At 77.7% G+C, this 20,189-nt stretch carries 1 protein-coding gene; it reads left to right on the top strand.

The genetic code is table 11. The features are described 5' to 3' along the window. On the top strand, positions 1 to 20,160 hold a 20,160-nt coding region (locus tag ACFU9E_RS18015; protein ID WP_380715128.1), incomplete at its 5' end, for an SDR family NAD(P)-dependent oxidoreductase. Positions 20,161 to 20,189 lie beyond the last annotated feature (29 nt).

Genomic DNA, 20,189 nt, shown 5'->3' with positions numbered 1-20,189 from the left:
AACGGGCCGTCGAGTGTGGTGCTGTCCGGGGAGATCGAGGCGCTGACCTCGGTGGCCGAACAGTGTGAGCGTGACGGGGTGCGGGCGCGGTGGATCCCGGTGGACTACGCCTCGCATTCGGCGTACATGGACGCGGTGCGCGAGGAGGTCGTCGAACTCTCCTCGGGTGTGCGTCCGTTGGCCGGCCGGGTGGCGATGTTCTCGACGGTGACCGGCGAAGCCGTTGACTCTCCGGACCGGTTGGCGGGTTCGTACTGGTTCGACAATCTGCGCGGCACTGTCCGCCTGGACGCGGCGGTGCGGGCCGCGGTGGCCGCCGGGCACACCACGTTCGTGGAGTGCAGTCCGCACCCCGGGCTGGTCGTTCCGGTCGCGGACCAGCTGGAAGAGGTTCCCGGCGCCGTGGTCCTGGAGACCCTGCGCCGTCATGAGGGTGGTCCCGCGCGGCTGGTGACGGCGTTGTCGGCGGCCTTCGTCGCGGGCCTGCCCGTCGACTGGACCACCCTGCTCCCCGCCGGCCGGCACGTCGACCTGCCGACCTACGCCTTCCAGCACCGCCGCTACTGGGCCGAGCCCGACCCCACGGACGTCGTCGGCGTCGGCTGGGGCCAGTCGGCCATGGAACACCCGGTGCTGGGCGCCGCCGTCGAGCTGGCGGACGGCTCCGGGACGGTCCTGACCGGTCGGTTCTCCGCCGCCACCCATCCGTGGCTCGCCGACCACGCCGTACTCGGCACCGTCATCGTCCCCGGCACGGCCTTCCTCGAACTCGCCCTCCGCGCGGGGGCCGAGGCCGGCTGCCCGGTGGTCGACGAACTCACCCTGCACACCCCGCTCGTGCTGGCCGACGCCGAGGACGTCCGGATCCAGGTCACCGTCGAGGACCCGGACGAGTCCGGTGCCCGCGCGATCGGCGTCCACTCCCGGCCTGAGCAGGCGCCCGCCGACCAGCCCTGGACCCGGCACGCCACCGGTCTGCTCACCGCCGCCCCCGAAGCGGTCGCCGAGGACCCGGCAGGCGAAGCGGCTGCCGGGCAGTGGCCCCCGCCCGGCACCCGGCCGCTCGACGCGGACGACCTCTACGAACGCGCGGCAGCGGCCGGCTTCGACTACGGCCCGCTGTTCCAGGGCCTGCGGCAGGTCTGGCGGCGCGGAAACGAGCTGTTCGCCGAAGTCGAACTCCCCGACGAGGGCGGCGCCGACGCCGACCGCTTCACGCTGCACCCGGCCCTGCTCGACGCCGCCATGCACCCGATGCTGGTCCGGGAGGACGCGGACGCGCCCCTCCAGGCGGGCCTGCCGTTCTCCTGGACGGCTGTCCGGCTGGACGCCCGCCACAGCCGTGCGCTGCGGGTGCGGCTGGTGGCGGGCGCGGACGGCGCGATCTCGCTGAGCGCCCACGACGAGGACGGCCGGGCGGTCGTCTCCATCGGCTCGGTGGCCGTCCGACCCGTCTCCGCCGAGCTGCTGCGGACCACCGACGCGCCGCTCCGCGATTCCCTCTTCGAACTCCACTGGAAGGAGGCGGAGTTCGAGGCCGCCTCCGGTTCCGGCCGGACCGTCGACCTGGACGACGCGCCCGCGCTCCTCGACGACTCCGAGGCCCCGCTCCCGGAGGCCGTCCTGGTGCGCGTCCCCTCCGCCGAGGACCCGGAACCCGCGCGGGCGCACGAGCTCACCGCTCGCGTCCTCGGTCTCCTGGGCCGCTGGCTGGCCGACCCCAGGACCGCCGACACCCGTCTCGTCCTGCTGACCACCGGCGCGGTCGCGGTCGGCGGGGACGAGCAGGTCGCCGACCTCGCCTCGGCCGCCGTCTGGGGGCTGGTCCGCTCCGCGCAGGCCGAGCACCCCGGGCGCTTCGTACTGGTCGACGCCGACCCCGACACCTCCGAGGAGGCCGTGCTCGCGCAGGCCGCCTCGGGCGAGGCCCAGCTCGCGCTGCGCCGCGGCACCGCTCTCCTCCCCGCCCTGGTCCGGGCCGCCGCCCGCCCCGAGGACACCGGCTTCACGCCCGCGCCCGAGGGCACCGTGCTGATCACCGGCGGCACCGGCACCCTCGGGGCCCTGCTGGCCCGCCACCTGGTCGCCGAGCGCGGCGTGCGCCGGCTGCTGCTGCTCAGCCGGCGCGGTGAGGACGCCCCCGGTGCGGCCGCCCTGGCCGCCGAACTCGCCGAGCTGGGCGCCGAGGTGCGCATCGAGGCCTGCGACGCGGCCGACCGCGAGGCCCTCGCCCGGGTGCTCGCCGCGATCCCCGCCGAGCACCCGCTCACCGCCGTCGTCCACGCGGCCGGCGTACTCGACGACGGGGTCGTCCAGGCCATGACGCCCGAACGGCTGGCCGCGGTGCTGCGCCCCAAGGCCGACGCGGCGTGGAACCTGCACCAGGCCACCCGTGACCTGGACCTGAACGCCTTCGTCCTGTTCTCCTCGGCCGCCGGCCTGATCGGCAACCCAGGGCAGAGCAACTACGCCGCCGCCAACGCCTACCTCGACGCCCTCGCCCGACACCGCCGCGCCCACGGCCTGCCGGCGACCTCGCTGGCCTGGGGCTGGTGGGCCGACGGCAGCGAGATGACCGCGGGACTCGGCACGGCCGACCGCCGGCGGATGACGAGCCTGGGAGTCCTGCCGCTCTCCGCCGAGCAGGGCTGCGCGCTCCTCGAAGCGGCGACCAACCGTGCCGAGGCCGTACTGATGCCGGTCCGGATGGACCTCGCCGTGCTGCGCCGCGCCGACGCCGACACGGTGCCCGCGCTGCTGCGCGAGCTCGCCCAGGGCCCCCGCCGACGTCGTTCCGCGGTCGGCGGAAGGACGCGGTCGGGCGCCCTGACGGTCCGACTGGCCGGGCTGCCGGAGGCCGAGCGCCGGCAGCTGCTGCTGCGGACCGTGTGCACCCACGCCGCCGCCGTGCTCGGACACGGCGACGAGGACGGCATCGAGGAGAGCCGGGCGTTCCGGGAGCTGGGCTTCGACTCGCTCACCGGGCTCGAACTGCGCAACCGGCTGAGCGGTGCGACCGGCCTGCGCCTGCCCGCGACGCTGGTCTTCGACTACCCGACGCCGAGGCTGCTGGCCGGCCGCCTGGCCGACCTGCTCGCCGACGGCCCGGCCCCGGCCGCCGCGTCCGCCCGGCCCGTGCCGGTGGCTTCGGACGAGCCGATCGCCATCGTCGGCATGGGCTGCCGCCTCCCGGGCGGCGTGACCTCCCCGCAGGAGCTGTGGGAGCTGGTCGCCGGCGGTGTCGACGCCCTCACCGACTTCCCCGCCGACCGCGGCTGGGACATCGACCGGATCTTCGACCTCGACCCCTCGCGCCCGGGCAGCACCTATGTGCGGACCGGCGGATTCCTCGACACCGCCGCCGAGTTCGACGCGGACTTCTTCGGGATCTCGCCGCGCGAGGCGCTGGCGATGGACCCGCAGCAGCGCCTGCTGCTGGAAGCCTCCTGGGAGACCGTCGAGCATGCGGGCATCGACCCGGAGTCACTGCGCGGCAGCCGCACCGGCGTGTTCGCGGGCGCGATCTACTACGACTACGCGACCCGCCTGAACCGGGTGCCGGACGAGCTGGAGGGCTACCTCGGCAACGGCAACGTCGGGAGCGTCGCCTCGGGCCGGGTGGCCTACGCGCTCGGCCTGGAGGGCCCGGCGGTGACCGTCGACACGGCCTGCTCGTCCTCGCTGGTCACCCTGCACCTGGCCTGCCAGGCGCTGCGCGCCGGTGAGTGCGACCTGGCGCTCGCCGGCGGGGTGACCGTGATGTCCACACCCGCCGTCTTCGTCGACTTCGCCCGCCAGCGCGGTTTGGCGGCGGACGGCCGGTGCAAGCCGTTCGCGGCGGGCGCGGACGGGACCGGCTGGGGCGAAGGTGTGGGCCTGCTGCTGGTGGAGCGGTTGTCGGACGCGGTGCGCAACGGGCATCCCGTCCTCGCGGTGGTGCGGGGCAGTGCGGTGAACCAGGACGGTGCGTCGAACGGGTTGACGGCGCCGAACGGTCCGTCGCAGGAGCGGGTGATCCGGGCGGCTCTGGCGAGCGGGGGGCTGGCTCCGGCGGACGTGGATGTGGTGGAGGCGCACGGGACGGGGACGACGCTGGGTGACCCGATCGAGGCGCAGGCGCTGCTGGCGACGTACGGTCAGGACCGTCCAGGGGACCGGCCGCTGCGGCTGGGGTCGGTGAAGTCGAACATCGGTCACACGCAGGCGGCGGCGGGTGTGGCGGGTGTGATCAAGATGGTGATGGCGTTGCGGCACGGTGTGCTGCCGAAGTCGCTGCATGTGGACGCGCCGTCGCCGCACGTGGACTGGTCGGCGGGCGCGGTCGAGCTGCTGGCGGAGTCGGTGGAGTGGCCGGAGACCGGGCGGCCGCGCCGGGCCGGGGTGTCCTCGTTCGGGATCAGCGGCACCAACGCCCACGTGATCATCGAACAGGCCCCGGAACCGGCCGGCCAGGACACCCCCCGGGAGCCGGGCGTGCCCGTTCCGTGGGTGGTCTCCGCACGCACCGCGACCGGGCTGCGGGCCCAGGCGGCCCGGCTGCGCGACTGGGCCGACGAGCACCCGGAGGCCCGCATCGCGGAGGTCGCGGCCGTGCTCGCCTCGGGGCGTTCGGCCATGGCGCACCGGGCGGTGGTCCTCGGCGCAGACACCGCGGAACTGTCGGTCGGTCTGGCCGCGGTGGCGGCCGGCGAGCCCGAACCCGCAGGCGTGGTGACCGGCGCCGTGGCGCGCGGTGCGGGGCGGACGGCGCTGGTGTTCACTGGTCAGGGGGTGGGTTGCCGGGGTGCGGGGCGTGAGCTGTACGAGGCGTTCCCGGTGTTCGCGGCGGCGGTGGACGAGGTGTGCGGGGCGTTCGAGGGGGTGGTGCCGTTCTCGGTGCGGGAGGTGCTGCTGGGGGAGCCCGGCGGTGCTGAGGACACGGGTGTGGTGCAGCCGGTGCTGTTCGCGTTCGAGGTGGCGTTGTACCGGTTGTGGCGTTCGTGGGTTGCTGCGCCGGAGGTGGTGCTGGGGCATTCGCTGGGTGGGATCGTGGCGGCGTACGTGGCGGGGGTGTTCTCGCTGGAGGGCGCGGTCGCCCTGGTGGCGGCGCGGGCCCGGTTGATGGGTGAACTGCCTTCGGGCGGGGCGATGCTGGCGGTGGGGGCGAGCGAGGCGCAGGTCGCGGCCCTGCTGGGTGCGGGCCGTGCGGGGATCGCTGCGGTGAACGGGCCGGCGTCGGTGGTGGTCTCCGGTGAGGCCGGTGCCGTGGAGGCGGTGCGGGTGCTGTGCGGGGAGCGCGGCTGGCGGTCCTCGCGGCTGGCGGTGTCGCACGCGTTCCACTCGGTGCTGATGGAGCCGGTGGTGGCACAGCTTCGGGAGGTGGTGGCGGGTATAGCCCTGTCGGAGCCGTCGATCCCGCTGGCCTCGGACGTGACGGGCCGGCTGGCGACGGCGGCCGAGGTCTGCGATCCGGAGTACTGGGTGCGCCAGGTCTGCGAGCCGGTGCGGTTCGCGGACGCGGTCGCCGCGGCCAGGTCCGAGGGTGCCTCGGTGTTCGTCGAGCTGGGCCCGGAGGCGGCACTGACCCCGATGATCGTCGAATGCACGACCGGCACGGACACCGTCGCCGTCCCCGCCCAGCAGCGGGACCGCGACCGGGTCCTGGCCCTCCGGACGGCGCTGGCCCGGCTGTTCGTCCGCGGCGGAGCGGTCGACTGGACGGCGGTGACCGGCATCGACGCGGCCACCGCCCGCCGCCGCGCCGGCGAGCTGCCGACGTACGCGTTCGAACGGCAGCGCTTCTGGCTCGACGCCGGCACCGGCGCGGGCGATGCCGCCGGCCTGGGACAGGGAGCGGTGGACCACCCGCTGCTGGGCGCGGTGGTGGGCCTCGCGGACGGCGACGGCGTGCTGTTCACCGGGCGCCTCTCGCTCGACACCCACCCGTGGCTCGCCGACCACGCGGTGCTCGACACCGTGCTGGTGCCCGGGGCCGCCTTCCTCGAACTCGCGCTGCACTCCGGCGCCCGGCTCGGCTGCCCGCACGTGGACGAACTGACGCTGGTGGCGCCGCTGGCCGTGCCGAGGACCGGGGGAGTGCAGGTCCAGGTCGCCGTCGGCGCGCCCGACCCGTCCGGCCTGCGGCCGGTCACCGTGCACGCCCGCCCCGAGCGGGCCGAAGGTCCCTCCGGGCCGGACGGCGCCTGGACGCTGCACGCCACCGGCGCGCTGACGCCCGAACAGGACTTCGGGGACACCCGGGGCGCCCGCGAACAGCAGGCGCTCGCCGTCTGGCCGCCGGCCGGCGCGGAGCCGGTCGAGGTGGACGAGCTGTACGCCGACGCGGCCGACGCCGGGGTGCGCTACGGTCCCTCCTTCCACGGGCTGCGGGCGGCCTGGCAGCGCGGCTCCGAGCTGTTCGCCGAGATCGTCCTCCCCGAGGAGGCGGCCGGCGGCCGGTTCGGCCTGCACCCGGCCCTGATCGACGCCGCCCTGCACCCGCTCGGGCTGACCGGGGCGGCGACCCGGGCGGCGACCGAGAGGGCCGAGGGGGCCGAGGACCTCGGCACCCGGGTGAGGCTGCCGTTCTCCTGGCGCGGCGTGCGGCTGCACGCGGGCGGCGTCCGGGCGCTGAGGGTGCGCCTGCTGCCGCTGGACGCCGACACGATCGCCATCACGGCGGCGGACGCGGACGGCCGGGCCGTCCTCTCGGTCGAGACCCTGACGGTGCGCGCGCTTTCCCGGGACCAGCTGCCGACGGCCGCGGCGCCCGCCGCCGACCACCTCTTCGACCTGGCCTGGGCCGAGGCCCCGGCCGTCGAGCCGCCCGCGCGCTGGGCGGTCGTGGGCGGCGGGAGCGACCCGGAGCCGGCCGCGTTCGCGGCACGGTTCGCCGCCCCCGGGTACCCGGACCTCGCCGCGCTGGCCGCGGCGGTCGACGACGGCGCGCCACTGCCCGACGCGGTCCTGCTCGCGCCCCGGTCCGGCCAGGACCCGGCCGCCGGGCCGCAGGCCGTCCGGGCCGCTGTGCACGAGGCGCTCGCCGTCGCGCAGGCCTGGCTCGCGGACGAGCGGTTCGCCGCCGCGTGCCTGGTGGTCACGACCCGCGGCGCGCTCGCCGTGAACGGCACCGAGCCGCCCGACCCGGCAGCGGCCGCGGTGTGGGGCCTGATCCGGTCCGCGCGCTCGGAGCACCCCGACCGATTCGCCCTGCTCGACCTGGAAGCGGATGCCGGGCGCCCGGACGGTACCGACCCCGCCGACGCCCGGCTCGACGCGATCGCCGCGGCCGGCGCCCTGCCCGAGGCTGCGCTGCGCGGCGCGGCCCTGCTGGTGCCCCGGCTGCGCCGGGCGCCGGCCCTCCCGGCCGCCCCCACCCCGCCGGAGCCGGCGGACGGCGGCACGGTGCTCGTCACCGGCGGCACCGGAGCCCTCGGGGCCCTGGTGGCCCGGCACCTGGTCGCGGCGTACGGCGTGCGGCACCTGCTGCTGGTGTCCCGGCGCGGCGCCGACGCCCCCGGGGCGCTGGCGCTGCGGGACGAACTCGCCGCGGCCGGTGCCCGGGCCGACTTCGCCGCCTGCGACGTCGCCGACCGCGCCGAGCTGGCGCGGGTGCTCGCGGCCGTCCCGGCCGAACACCCGCTCACCGCGGTCGTCCACTTGGCGGCCGTGGTCGACGACGGCCTGCTCCCGGCGCTGACCCCCGAGCGGGTGGACCGCGTCCTGCGCCCCAAGGCCGACGCGGCGCTGCACCTGCACGACCTGACGGCCGACCTCGACCTGCGGGCGTTCGTGCTGTTCTCCTCGGCCGCCGGCCTCACCGGCAACCCGGGCCAGGCCGCCTACTCCGCCGCCAACCTGGTGCTCGACGCGCTCGCGCAGCGCCGCCGCGCCCTCGGACTGCCCGCCGTCTCGCTGCAGTGGGGCCTGTGGGAGCAGGACAGCACGCTCACCGCCGGTCTCGGCACGACCGACCGGCAGCGGATGGCCCGCTCCGGGGTCCAGCCGCTGGACGCCGGGCTCGGCCTCGCCCTGTTCGACGCGGCACTGGCCCGGCCGGAGGCGGTCCTGGCGCCGGTCCGGCTCGACCCCGCCCGCCTCGGCGGGGAGGACCTGCCGCCCGTCCTGGCCGGGCTGGCCGCCCGACGGCCCGGGGCCGAGCGGCCGGGGCCGGGCACCGGCCGCGCCCTGGTCCGCCGGCTGGCCGCCGCTCCGGTGGCCGAGCAGGAACGGCAACTGGTCGACCTGGTGCGCACCCACGCCGCAGCGGTCCTCGGACACCGGGACGGCGGCGCGATCGACCCGGACCGCGCGTTCAGCGAGCTGGGCCTCGACTCGCTCGCCGCGCTCGAACTGCGCAACCGGCTGAACGGCGCGGCCGGCCTGCGGCTGCCCGCCACGGTGCTGTTCGACCACCCGTCCGCGGGCGCCCTCGGTCGGCACCTGCGCGCCGAACTGCTCGACGAGCCGCGCCGCCCGCGCGCCGCCGCCCCTGCCCGGGTGGCCGAAGAGCCGATCGCGATCGTCTCCGCCGGCTGCCGCTACCCCGGCGGGGTGGCGAGCCCCGAGGACCTCTGGCGGCTGGTGCAGGAGGGCACCGACGCCATCTCGGCCTTCCCCGACAACCGCGGCTGGGACGTGGAGAACCTGTTCCACCCCGACCCGGACCACCCCGGCACCTCGTACGTCCGCGAGGGCGGGTTCCTGTACGACGCCGACCGCTTCGACCCCGGGTTCTTCGGAATCTCGCCGCGCGAGGCGCTGGCGATGGACCCCCAGCAGCGCCTGCTGCTGGAGGCCTCCTGGGAAGCCGTCGAGCGGGCGGCCATCGACCCGCGCTCGCTGCGCGGCAGCCGTACCGGGGTCTTCGCCGGCCTGATGTACGCCGACTACGCGTCCCGGCTGGCCGCCGTCCCCGAGGGCGTCGACGGCTACCTCGGCAACGGCAGCGCCGGCAGCATCGCCTCCGGCCGGGTCGCCTACACCCTGGGCCTGGAGGGCCCGGCGGTGACGGTCGACACCGCCTGCTCCTCCTCGCTGGTGGCGCTGCACCTGGCCTGCCAGGCGCTGCGCCGCGGGGAGTGCGACCTCGCCCTGGCGGGCGGAGTGACGGTGATGTCGAGCCCGTCGACCTTCGTCGAGTTCTCCCGCCAGCGGGGCCTGGCCCCGGACGGGCGCTGCAAGTCCTTCGCGGCCGGCGCCGACGGCACGGCCTGGTCGGAGGGCGTGGGCCTGCTGCTGGTCGAACGGCTCTCCGACGCGCGGCGCAACGGCCACCCCGTCCTCGCGGTGGTCCGGGGCAGCGCGGTCAACCAGGACGGCGCGAGCAACGGCCTCTCCGCCCCCAACGGCCTCGCCCAGGAGCGGGTGATCCGCGACGCCCTCGCCGAGGCCGGGCTCACCCCGGCCGAGGTCGACGCGGTCGAGGCGCACGGCACCGGCACCGCCCTCGGCGACCCGATCGAGGCGCACGCGCTGCTCGCCACCTACGGCCAGGACCGGCCGGCCGAGCGGCCGCTGCGCCTCGGCTCCGTGAAGTCCAACCTCGGCCACACCCAGGCCGCCGCCGGGGTGGCCGGCGTGATCAAGATGATCATGGCGATGCGGCACGGCGAACTGCCCGCCACCGTGCACGTGGACGCGCCCACCCCGCACGTCGACTGGGCGTCAGGCGCGGTCTCGCTGCTCACCGAGCCGGCGCCGTGGCCGCAGGAGGGCCGGCCCCGCCGGGCCGGGGTGTCCTCCTTCGGCGTCAGCGGCACCAACGCGCACGTGATCCTGGAACAGGGCGACCCGGTCGAGGAGGCCGCGGCCCCGCTCCCCGAGCCGCAGCCGGAGCCGTCCGCGCTGGTCTGGCCGCTGTCCGGCGCGACCCCGGCCGCCCTGCGCGACCAGGCCGGCCGGCTCCGCGCCCACCTGGCCGCGCACCCCGCCGCCGAGCCCGCCGACACCGCCCACGCGCTCGCCACCACCCGCGCCGCGCTCGACCACCGCGCCGTGCTCGTCGCCGCCGACCCGGACGAACTCCTCGCCGCACTCGACGCGCTGAGCACCGGCGCGGCCCACCCCGGGCTGGTCACCGGAGCCGCCGGGCAGCCCGGCCGGACGGTCTTCGTGTTCGGCGGGCAGGGCTCGCAGTGGGCCGGCATGGGCGCCCGGTTGCTGGACCGCTCCCCGGTGTTCGCCGAGCACATCCGCGCCTGCGACGCCGCCCTCGCCCCGCACACCGACTGGTCGCTGCTCGACGTGCTGCTGCGGCGCCCCGGCGCCGCCTCGCTGGACCGCGTCGACGTCGTCCAGCCCGCCCTGTTCGCCGTCATGGTGTCCGTCGCCGCGGTGTGGCGCTCGCTCGGCGTCGAACCGGCCGCCGTCGTCGGACACTCCCAGGGCGAGATCGCCGCCGCCCAGGTGGCCGGCGCGCTCACCCTGGAGGAGGCCGCCCGGATCGTCGCGCTGCGCAGCCGGGCCCTGCGGGCCATCGCGGGCGGCGGCGGCATGATGTCGCTGGCCGCCGCGGCCGCGCGGACCGAGGAGCTGATCGCCGACCTGCCCGGCCGCCTCGGCATCGCGGCCGTCAACGGACCCGGCGCGGTGGTCGTCTCCGGCGACGCCGCTGCCCTGGACGCCCTGCACGAGCGGTGCGAGGCACAGGGCCTGCGGACCCGTCGGCTGCCGGTCGACTACGCCGCGCACTCCGCCGCCGTCGAGCACGTCCGCGACGAACTCCTCGCCGGCATCGGCGACATCGCCCCGAGGCCGACCCCGGCGGTCGCGTTCTACTCGACCGTCACCGGCGAGCCGTTGGACGGCGCCGCACTGGACGCCGGGTACTGGTACCGCAACCTGCGCGAGACCGTCGCCTTCGAGCGGGCCACCCGCGCGCTGCTGCGCGACGGGTACACCACGCTGGTCGAGACCAGCCCGCACCCGGTGATGGCCCCGGCCGTCGAGCAGACCGCCCAGGAGACCGGGACGGACGCCCTGGTCGTCGGCTCGCTCCAGCGCGACGCGGACACCCTGCACCGCCTGCTGACCGCGGCGGCAGCCCTGTCCGTGCGCGGGGTGCCCGTCGACTGGGCGGCGCTGCACGCCCACCGCGCGCCGCTGCGCACCGAGCTGCCCACCTACGCCTTCCAGCGCGAGCGCTACTGGCTGGAGCCCGCTCCGGCCGCAGCCGACGCCGAGGGGCTCGGCCTGCGCTCCGCCGACCACCCGCTGCTCGGCGCCGCCCTCGCCCAGGCCGGGGACGACCGGCACCTGCTCACCGGCCGGATCTCGCTGCCCACCCACCCCTGGCTCGCCGACCACGCCGTCCTCGGCACGGTGCTGCTCCCCGGCACGGCCTTCGTCGAACTCGCCCTCCAGGCAGGGCAGTCGGCGGACTGCGCGGTGATCGAGGAACTGACCCTGGAGGCACCGCTGACCCTGCGCGAGCGCGCGGCCGTCCAGCTCCAGGTCCACCTCGAAGCCCCGGACGAGGACGGGCGCCGCGCGCTCACCGTGCACGCCCGCCCCGACACCGCCGAGCCGGGCCCGTGGACCCGGCACGCCGCCGGCGTCCTGGCGCCCGCCCCGCTCGGCGAGGAGCCCGCCGCCGACGGCGCGGCGTGGCCGCCGCCCGGCGCCGAACCGCTGGACACCGAGGGCCTCTACGAGCGGCTGGCCGCCGCCGGCTACCAGTACGGCCCGCTGTTCCGCGCGGTGCGCGCCGCCTGGCGGCACGGCGGCGACCTGCTCGCCGAGGTCGCCCTGTCCGGGGACGACCACGACGCCGGGCGGTTCGCGCTCCACCCCGCGCTGCTCGACGCCGCCCTGCACACCGCCGGGGCCCTCGACGGCGCGGACGGCGAGAACCGGGGTGTCGGCCTCCCGTTCGCCTGGACGGGGGTGCGCCTGTACGCGGTCGGCGCCCGCACGCTGCGCGTGCGGCTCGGCCGCACCGGCCCGGACGCCGTCACCCTCGCCCTGACCGACCCGGCCGGCGCGCCCGTCGCCACCGTCGACACGCTGCTCTCCCGGCCGCTCACCGCGGGCGGCCTCGCCCCCGCCCCGGCGGGCGCGGACGCGGACCTCCACCCCGTCGCCTGGCCGCCGCTGACGCTGCCGCGGACCGCCCCGCTCGGCAGCTGGCTGCTGGCCGGGCCCGACGAACTCGGCGCCGGGGCCGCCCTGCGCGCGGCCGGCGCCGCCGTCACCACGACGGCCGACCCGGCCGCGCTCGACCCCGGCGCCCCGCTGCCCGACGCCGTCGCGCTCACCTGCGCCACCGACGGCGGCCCGCAGGCCGTCCGCACCGCCACCCGGCGGGTGCTGGCGTTCCTGCAGTCCTGGCTCGCCACCGAGCGCTTCGCCGCCACACCGCTGGTGGTGCTCACCCGCGGCGCCGTGCCCGGCCCGTACGGGGAGGCGGTCGACGACCTCGGCGCGGCCGCGGTCTGGGGCCTGGTGCGCTCCGCGCAGACCGAGCACCCCGGCCGGATCGTGCTGGTCGACCTCGACCGGCACCCCGACTCCCACGCCGCCCTCGGCGCGGCCCTGGCCTCCGGCGAGCCCCAGCTCGCCCTGCGCTCCGGCACCGCGGCGGCGCCCCGGCTCGCCCGGACCGGCCCTTCGGAGCGCCTGGCGGTGCCGGCCGGCACCGACGCCTGGCGCCTCGACCTGACCGGCACCGGGACCGTCGACGGCCTCGCCCTGGTGCCCCACGAGGACGGTGCCCGCCCGCTCGCCCCCGGCGAGGTCCGGGTCGCGCTGCGCGCCGCGGGCCTCAACTTCCGCGACGTCGTGGTCGCCCTCGGCATGGTGGCCGACACCCGGCCGCCCGGCGGCGAGGGCGCTGGCGTGGTGGTCGAGGTCGGCACCGAGGTCCACGACCTCGCGCCCGGCGACCGCGTCATGGGCCTGTTCTCCGGCGGCACCGGCCCGCTCGCGGTGACCGACCGGCGCCTGCTCGCCCCCGTCCCGGCCGGCTGGACGTACCCGCAGGCGGCGAGCGTGCCGGTGGTGTACCTCACGGCGTACTACGGCCTGGTCGACCTCGGCCGGGTCCGGCCGGGCGAGTCGCTGCTGCTGCACGCGGCGAGCGGCGGCGTCGGCATGGCCGCCCTGCAACTCGCCCGTCACTGGGGCCTGGACGTCCACGGCACCGCCTCGCCGGCCAAGTGGCCGGTGCTGCGCGCCCTCGGACTGGACGACGAGCACCTCGCCTCCTCCCGCGACCTCGGCTTCGAGGAGCGGTTCCGCACCGCCCGCGACGGCCGGGGCTTCGACCTCGTGCTCAACTCGCTCGCCCAGGACTACGTCGACGCCTCGCTGCGCCTGCTCGGCCCCGGCGGCCGGTTCCTGGAGATGGGCAAGACCGACATCCGCGACCGCGACGCGGTGACCGCCGCCCACCCCGGCACCGACTACCGGGCGTTCGACCTGATGGACGCGGGCGCCGACCGGATCCAGCAGATCCTCACCGAACTCGGCACCCTGTTCGCCGACGGCATCCTCGCCCCGCTGCCCGTCACCACCTGGGACGTCCGCGACGCCGTCGCCGCCTTCCGCCATCTGAGCCAGGCCCGGCACACCGGCAAGATCGTGCTGACGCTGCCGCCCACCGTCACCGGCGCCGCCGCCGACCCGCACGGCACCGTCCTGATCACCGGCGGCACCGGCACCCTCGGCGCCCTGCTCGCCCGCCACCTCGTCACCGGGCACGGCGCCCGGCACCTGCTGCTGACCAGCCGCCGCGGCCCGGCCGCCGACGGCGCCGCCGAGCTCGCCGCCGACCTCACCGCCCTCGGCGCGGAGGTGCGGATCGAGGCCTGCGACGCCGCCGACCGGGACGCGCTGGCCGCCCTGCTCGCCACCGTCGACCCCGGGCACCCGCTCACCGCCGTGGTGCACGCGGCCGGCGCCATCGACGACGCCGCCCTGCACGCGCTCACCCCGGAACAGCTCGACCGGGTGCTGCGCCCCAAGACCGACGCCGCCTGGAACCTGCACGAGCTGACGCTCGGCCGGGACCTGGCCGAGTTCGTGCTCTTCTCCTCGATGGCCGGCACCTTCGGCGGCGCCGGACAGGCCAACTACGCGGCCGCCAACGCCTACCTGGACGCGCTCGCCCAGCACCGGCGCTCCCGGGGCCTGGCCGCCACCTCGCTGGCCTGGGGCCTGTGGGCGCAGGCCAGCGGGATGACCGGCCACCTCGACCGGGCCGACCTCGACCGGATCGCCCGCACCGGCGTCGCCGCCCTGGAGACCGACCACGCGCTCGCGCTGTACGACGCCGCGCGCGCCGCCGACCACCCGGCCGCGGTGCTCGCCCACCTGGACCTCGCCGCGCTGCGCGGGGCCGACGGCGTCCCCGCCCTGCTGCGCGATCTGGTCCGGTCCCGGCCCAGGCGGGCCGCGGCAGGCCCCGACCCGGACACGGCCGCCTTCGCGCAGCGCCTCGCCCGGCTGCCCGAGGACCGGCGCCGGCAGACCCTCACCACCCTGGTCCGCCAGGAGACCGCGGCCGTCCTCGGCCACGCCGGCGCCGAGACGATCGAGCGCGGCCGCCCGTTCAAGGCGCTCGGCTTCGACTCCCTCACCGCGGTCGAACTGCGCAACCGGCTCAGCGCCGCGACCGGGCTGCGGCTGCCCGTCACCCTGGTCTTCGACCACCCGACGCCCGAGGTGCTCGCCGAGCACCTCGGCGCCGAACTCCTCGGCTCCTCCGAGCAGCAGGCGCCGGCCCTGCCCGTGCCGCGCACCGCCGACACCGCCGACGACCCGGTGGTCATCGTCGGCCTCGGCTGCCGCTACCCCGGCGGCGTCGCCGACGAGCACGACCTGTGGCGGATGCTCGCCGAGGGCGCCGACGCCATCACGCCGTTCCCGCGCGACCGCGGCTGGAACCTCGACACCCTCTTCGACCCCGACCCCGACCGCCCCGGCAAGTCCTATGTGCGCGAGGGCGGCTTCATCGACGACGCCGTCGCCTTCGACGCCGAGTTCTTCGGCATCTCGCCGCGTGAGGCCGCCGCGATGGACCCCCAGCAGCGCGTCCTGCTGGAGACCGCGTGGGAGACCTTCGAGCACGCCGGCATCGACCCCACCTCGCTGCGCGGATCCGCCACCGGCGTGTTCGTCGGCGCGATGGCGCAGGACTACCACACCGCCTCGGGCGCGGTGGCCGAGGGCCAGGAGGGCTACCTGCTCACCGGCACCGCCACCAGCGTCATCAGCGGCCGGGTCTCCTACGTGCTCGGCCTCGAGGGCCCGGCCGTCACCGTCGACACCGCCTGCTCCTCCTCCCTGGTCGCCCTGCACCTCGCGGCCGCCGCGCTGCGCTCCGGCGAGTGCGACCTCGCCCTCGCCGGCGGAGTCGCGGTGCTCACCTCGCCGCACGCCTTCGTCGAGTTCAGCCGCCAGCGGGGACTGGCGCCGGACGGCCGCTGCAAGCCGTTCGCGGCCTCGGCCGACGGCACCGGCTGGGGCGAGGGCGTCGGCCTCGTGCTCGTCGAGCGGCTCTCCGACGCCCGGCGCCGCGGCCACCGCGTCCTCGCCGTCGTGCGCGGCTCCGCGACCAACCAGGACGGCGCCTCCAACGGGCTCACCGCGCCCAACGGGCCGTCCCAGCAGCGGGTCATCCGCCAGGCGCTCGGCAACGCCGGGCTCACCCCGGCCGACGTCGACGCGGTCGAGGCGCACGGCACCGGCACCCGGCTCGGCGACCCGATCGAGGCGCAGGCCCTGCTCGCCGTGTACGGCCGCGAGCACACCGCCGACCGGCCGCTCTGGCTCGGCTCGATCAAGTCCAACATCGGCCACACCCAGTCCGCCGCCGGCATCGCGGGCGTGCTCAAGATGGTGCTCGCCCTGCGCCACGGCGAACTGCCGCGCACCCTGCACGCCGACGAGCCGACCCCGCACGTCGACTGGGCCTCCGGCCACGTCGCGCTGGCCACCGAGCACCGGGCCTGGCCGGAGACCGGCCGCCCGCGCCGCGCCGCCGTCTCCTCCTTCGGTGTCAGCGGCACCAACGCGCACATCATCCTGGAACAGGCCCCCGAGGAGGAGCCGGCGCCCGACCGGGCCGCCCTGCCCGCCCCGCGGGTGCCGGGCGTGGCCGACGTGGTGCCGTGGCCGTTGTCCGCCCGCACCGGCGAGGCGCTGCGCGCCCAGGCCGCCCGGCTGCGGGACTGGCTCCTGCGCAACCCGGGGGCCGAACCCGCCGACGTGGCCTGGTCGCTGGCGACCGGCCGGGCCGCCTTCGACCACCGGGTGGTGGCCCGCGGCCGCGACACCGCCGAGCTGCTCGCCTCCCTCGGTGAGGTGGCGGACGGAGCGGTGGAGGCTCCGGGCGTCCTGGTGTCCGGCCCCGGACCGGTCTTCGTCTTCCCCGGCCAGGGCTCCCAGTGGCTCGGCATGGCGGCCGAACTGCTGGACACCAGCCCGGTGTTCGCGCAGGCCGTGGCCGAGTGCGCGGAGGCCGTCGACCCGCTGGTCACCGGCTGGTCGCTGCTCGACGTGCTGCGCGGCACCGACGAGAACACCGAGCGGGCGCTCGCGCGGGTCGAGGTGCTGCACCCCGTCCTGTTCGCCGTGATGGTCGGCCTCGCCCGCTGGTGGGAGTCCTGCGGGGTGCGCCCGGCCGCGGTGATCGGCCACTCCCAGGGCGAGGCCGCCGCCGCCTACGTGGCCGGCCGGCTCTCCCTGGCGGACGCCGCCCGGGTCGCGGTGATGCGGGTGCGGGCCGTGCAGACGGTCGACGCCTGCCACGGCGGCCTCCTCGCGGTGGCCCTGACCCCGGATCTGGCCCGCGCCGAGATCGACGCGGTCGGCGCCGCCGACCGGGTGTCACTCGGTGCCGTCAACAGCCCGACCGGTGTGGTGCTCTCCGGCGAGACGGACGCCCTGGCGGCGATCGCGGCCCGCTGCGAGGCGGCCGGCACCCGCGCCCGCTGGGTGCCCGCCGCCTACGCCTCGCACTCCGCGCAGATGGACCCCGCCCGCGGGGAGATCACCCGCCTGCTCGCGGACCTGCGCCCGCTGCCGGGCCGCGTCCCGATGTACTCCACCGTCACCGGCGCGCTGCTGGACGACGCGACCCCGCTGGACGCCGCCTACTGGTTCGAGAACATGCGCCGCACCGTCCTGTTCGAGAGCGCGGTCGCCGCCGCCGCGGCGGACGGCCACGACGCCTTCGTCGAGTGCAGCCCGCACCCCGGCCTGCTGGTGCCGGCCGGGGACACCCTCGACGGGCTCGGCGTGCCCGCCGCGGTGCTGGGCACCCTGCGCCGGGGCGACGGCGGCGCGGACCGGCTGGTCACCGCCCTGTCCGACGCCCACGCCCGCGGTCTGGACGTCGACTGGCCGGGGCTGCTCGCCCACGACGGCGCGGTGCGGGTCGACCTTCCCGGCTACGCCTTCCGGCGCCGCCGCCACTGGATCGAGCCCACCACCGCCACCGGCTCCGCCGGCGCGGGCTGGGGGCAGTCCGCGGTCGAGCACCCCGTGCTCGGCGCCGGTGTCGACCTCGCCGACGGCTCCGGGACGGTCTTCACCGGGCGGCTCTCCACCGCCGCGCACCCCTGGCTGGCCGACCACCTCGCGCTCGGCTCCGCCGCCGTGCCCGGCAGCCTCCTCGTCGACCTCGCGCTGCGGGCCGGTGGCGAGAGCGGCTGCCCGGTGCTGGAGGAGCTCACCGTCCACACCCCGCTGGTGCTGCCCGCGACGGCCGGGGTACGGGTCCAGGTCGCCCTGGAGGTGCCGGACGGCACGGGCTCCCGAGCCGTCAGCGTGCACTCGCGCTCCGAGGACGCGCCCGCCGAGGCCCCCTGGACCCGGCACGCCACCGGCACGCTGGCCCCCGGCGGCCACCACCCGGCCGCCCGCCCCGGGCAGTGGCCGCCGATCGGCGCGACCCCGCTGCCCGTCGCGGACGCCTACGAGCGGCTCGCCGACACCGGCCTGCTGCTCGGCCCGGCCTTCGCCGGGATGCGGGCCGCCTGGCAGCGCGGCGAGGACCTGTTCGCCGAGACCGCCCACACCGGCGGCGAGGCGGCGACCGCCCGCCACGACCTGCACCCCGCGCTGCTGGAGGCAGCCCTGCTCGGCCTCGCCCCCGGCGAGCCCGCGGGCGACGGCCAGGTGCGGCTGCCGTCCGCCTGGCAGGGCGTCACCGCCGTACCCGGGGCACGGGCGGCCGTCCGGCTCACACTGCGCGCCACCGGCCCGGACACCCTGGCCGTGCACCTCGCCGACGAGCAGGGGCGGTCCGTCGCGGCGATCGAGTCGGTCCGGCTGCGCTCCTGGTCGGCCGCCGAACTGCGCGCGGCGGGCCGGGAGCGCCCGGCGCTCGCCCGGCTGGAGTGGCTGCCGCCGGAGCAGCCGCCCGCCGCGGCGCCCGGTGGTGCCTGGGCCGTGCTCGGCGCCGCCAGCCCGCTCGCCCGCGAGCTCGCGGCCGGCACCCACCCCGACTGGGCGGCCCTCGGCGCCGCGGTGGCGGCCGGACTGCCGGTGCCGGAGCGGATCGCCCTGGTACCCGACGCCCCGGCGGACGGGGAGCCGCTGCCGCAGGCCGTCCGCGACCGGCTGGGCGCCGTGCTCGCGCTGCTGCGCGAGCACGGGGCGGACCGGCGTTTCGAGGGCACCCGCCCGGTCGTGGTCACCCGGGGCGCGGTGCTCGCCGAACCCGGCGACCGCGTCGCCGACCCGGCCGCCGCCGCCCTGTGGGGGCTGCTGCGCTCGACCGGCCGGGAGCGGATCGTCCTCGCCGACCTGGACGACCACGAGGCCTCCCCGCAGGCCCTGGCGGCAGCCGTGGACGCGGGCCTGACCGAGTTCGCCGTCCGGGCCGGGCAGGTCCTCGTGCCGGTGCTCGGCCGGGCACCCGCCGTCGGCGTGGACGGGCCGGGACTCCCGGCGGACGGCACCGTGCTGGTGACCGGCGCGGCCGGCCGCCTCGGCGCCGCCACCGCCCGCCGGCTGGTGGCCGTCCACGGCGTGCGCCGCCTGCTGCTCGCCGACCCCGGCCCCACGGCACCGGCGACGGCCGCCCTGGCCGAGGAGCTGGCCGGACTCGGCGCCGCCGTCACGCTCGCCGACTGCGACGCCGCGGACCGGGACGCCCTGGCCGTGCTGCTGGCCGCCGTGCCGGCGGAGCACCCGCTGCGCGCCGTGGTGCACGCACCCCGGGCCCCGCGCACCGACGGCGCGGGCCCCGCGGACGACACCGAGGCCGAGCTGCGCCCGACCGTCGACGCGGCCTGGCACCTGCACGAACTCACCCGGGACCTCGACCTCGCCGCCTTCGTCCTGCACGGCTCCTGGGCCGGCCGGGCGGGCGACCCGGACCGGGCCGGGCGGGCCGCGGGCGCCGCTTTCCTCGACGCCCTGGCCCAGCACCGGCGCGCCCAGGGGCTGCCGGGCCTCGCGCTCGCCTGGGGCCCGTGGGCGGACGCGGACGCCTCCCCCGACGCGGGCGACGCCCGCCCGGACGGGCTGGTCGCCCTCGGCGAACCCGAGGCCCTGGCGCTGCTCGACGAGGCGCTCGGCCGCCCGGAGGCCGCGCTCGTCCCGCTCGCCGTCGACACCGCCGCCGTGCGACGCGGCGACCCGGGCGTGGCCCCGCTGCTCGCCGGGCTGGTGACGGACCGCCGGCGGGGCCGGCCCGCCGGCCCGGCCGAGGCGGGCCCCGCCGTCGCCGCCCGCCTGCTGGACCTGCCCGAGGACGAGCAGGAACAGGCCTTCGTCGACCTGGTCCGGGCCGGCGCCGCCGCCGTCCTCGGCCACGCCGACCCCGAGGAGATCGACCCTGGGACGGCCTTCAAGGACCTCGGTTTCGACTCGCTCACCGCGCTCGCGGTGCGCAACCGGCTGCGCACCGCGACCGGGCTGGCTCTGCCGGCCACGCTGGTCTTCAGCCACCCCAACCCGGCCGCCCTCGGCCGCCACCTGCGGACCCTGCTGCGCAGGGAGCACACCGTCTCCTGGGACTCCGTGCTCGGCGAGATCGACCGGGTCGAGGCGATGCTCGCCCTGCTGGACGAACACGACCGCGCCAAGGCGGCGCAGCGCCTCCGGGAGCTCGCCGGCGGCGGGGCGGAGAACCCGGAGGAACGACAGGTCCCGGCTGTGCACGAGGAATTCGGATCGGCCACCGACGAGGAGATGTTCGACTTCATCGACCGCGGCACCGATCGCTGACCACCCATCACGGGGCTGGGGCATCCCCG

The sequence above is a fragment of the Kitasatospora sp. NPDC057595 genome (genome assembly GCF_042800875.1).
GTDB lineage: Bacteria > Actinomycetota > Actinomycetes > Streptomycetales > Streptomycetaceae > Kitasatospora.
This window is presented reverse-complemented; position numbering and strand designations above follow the sequence as displayed.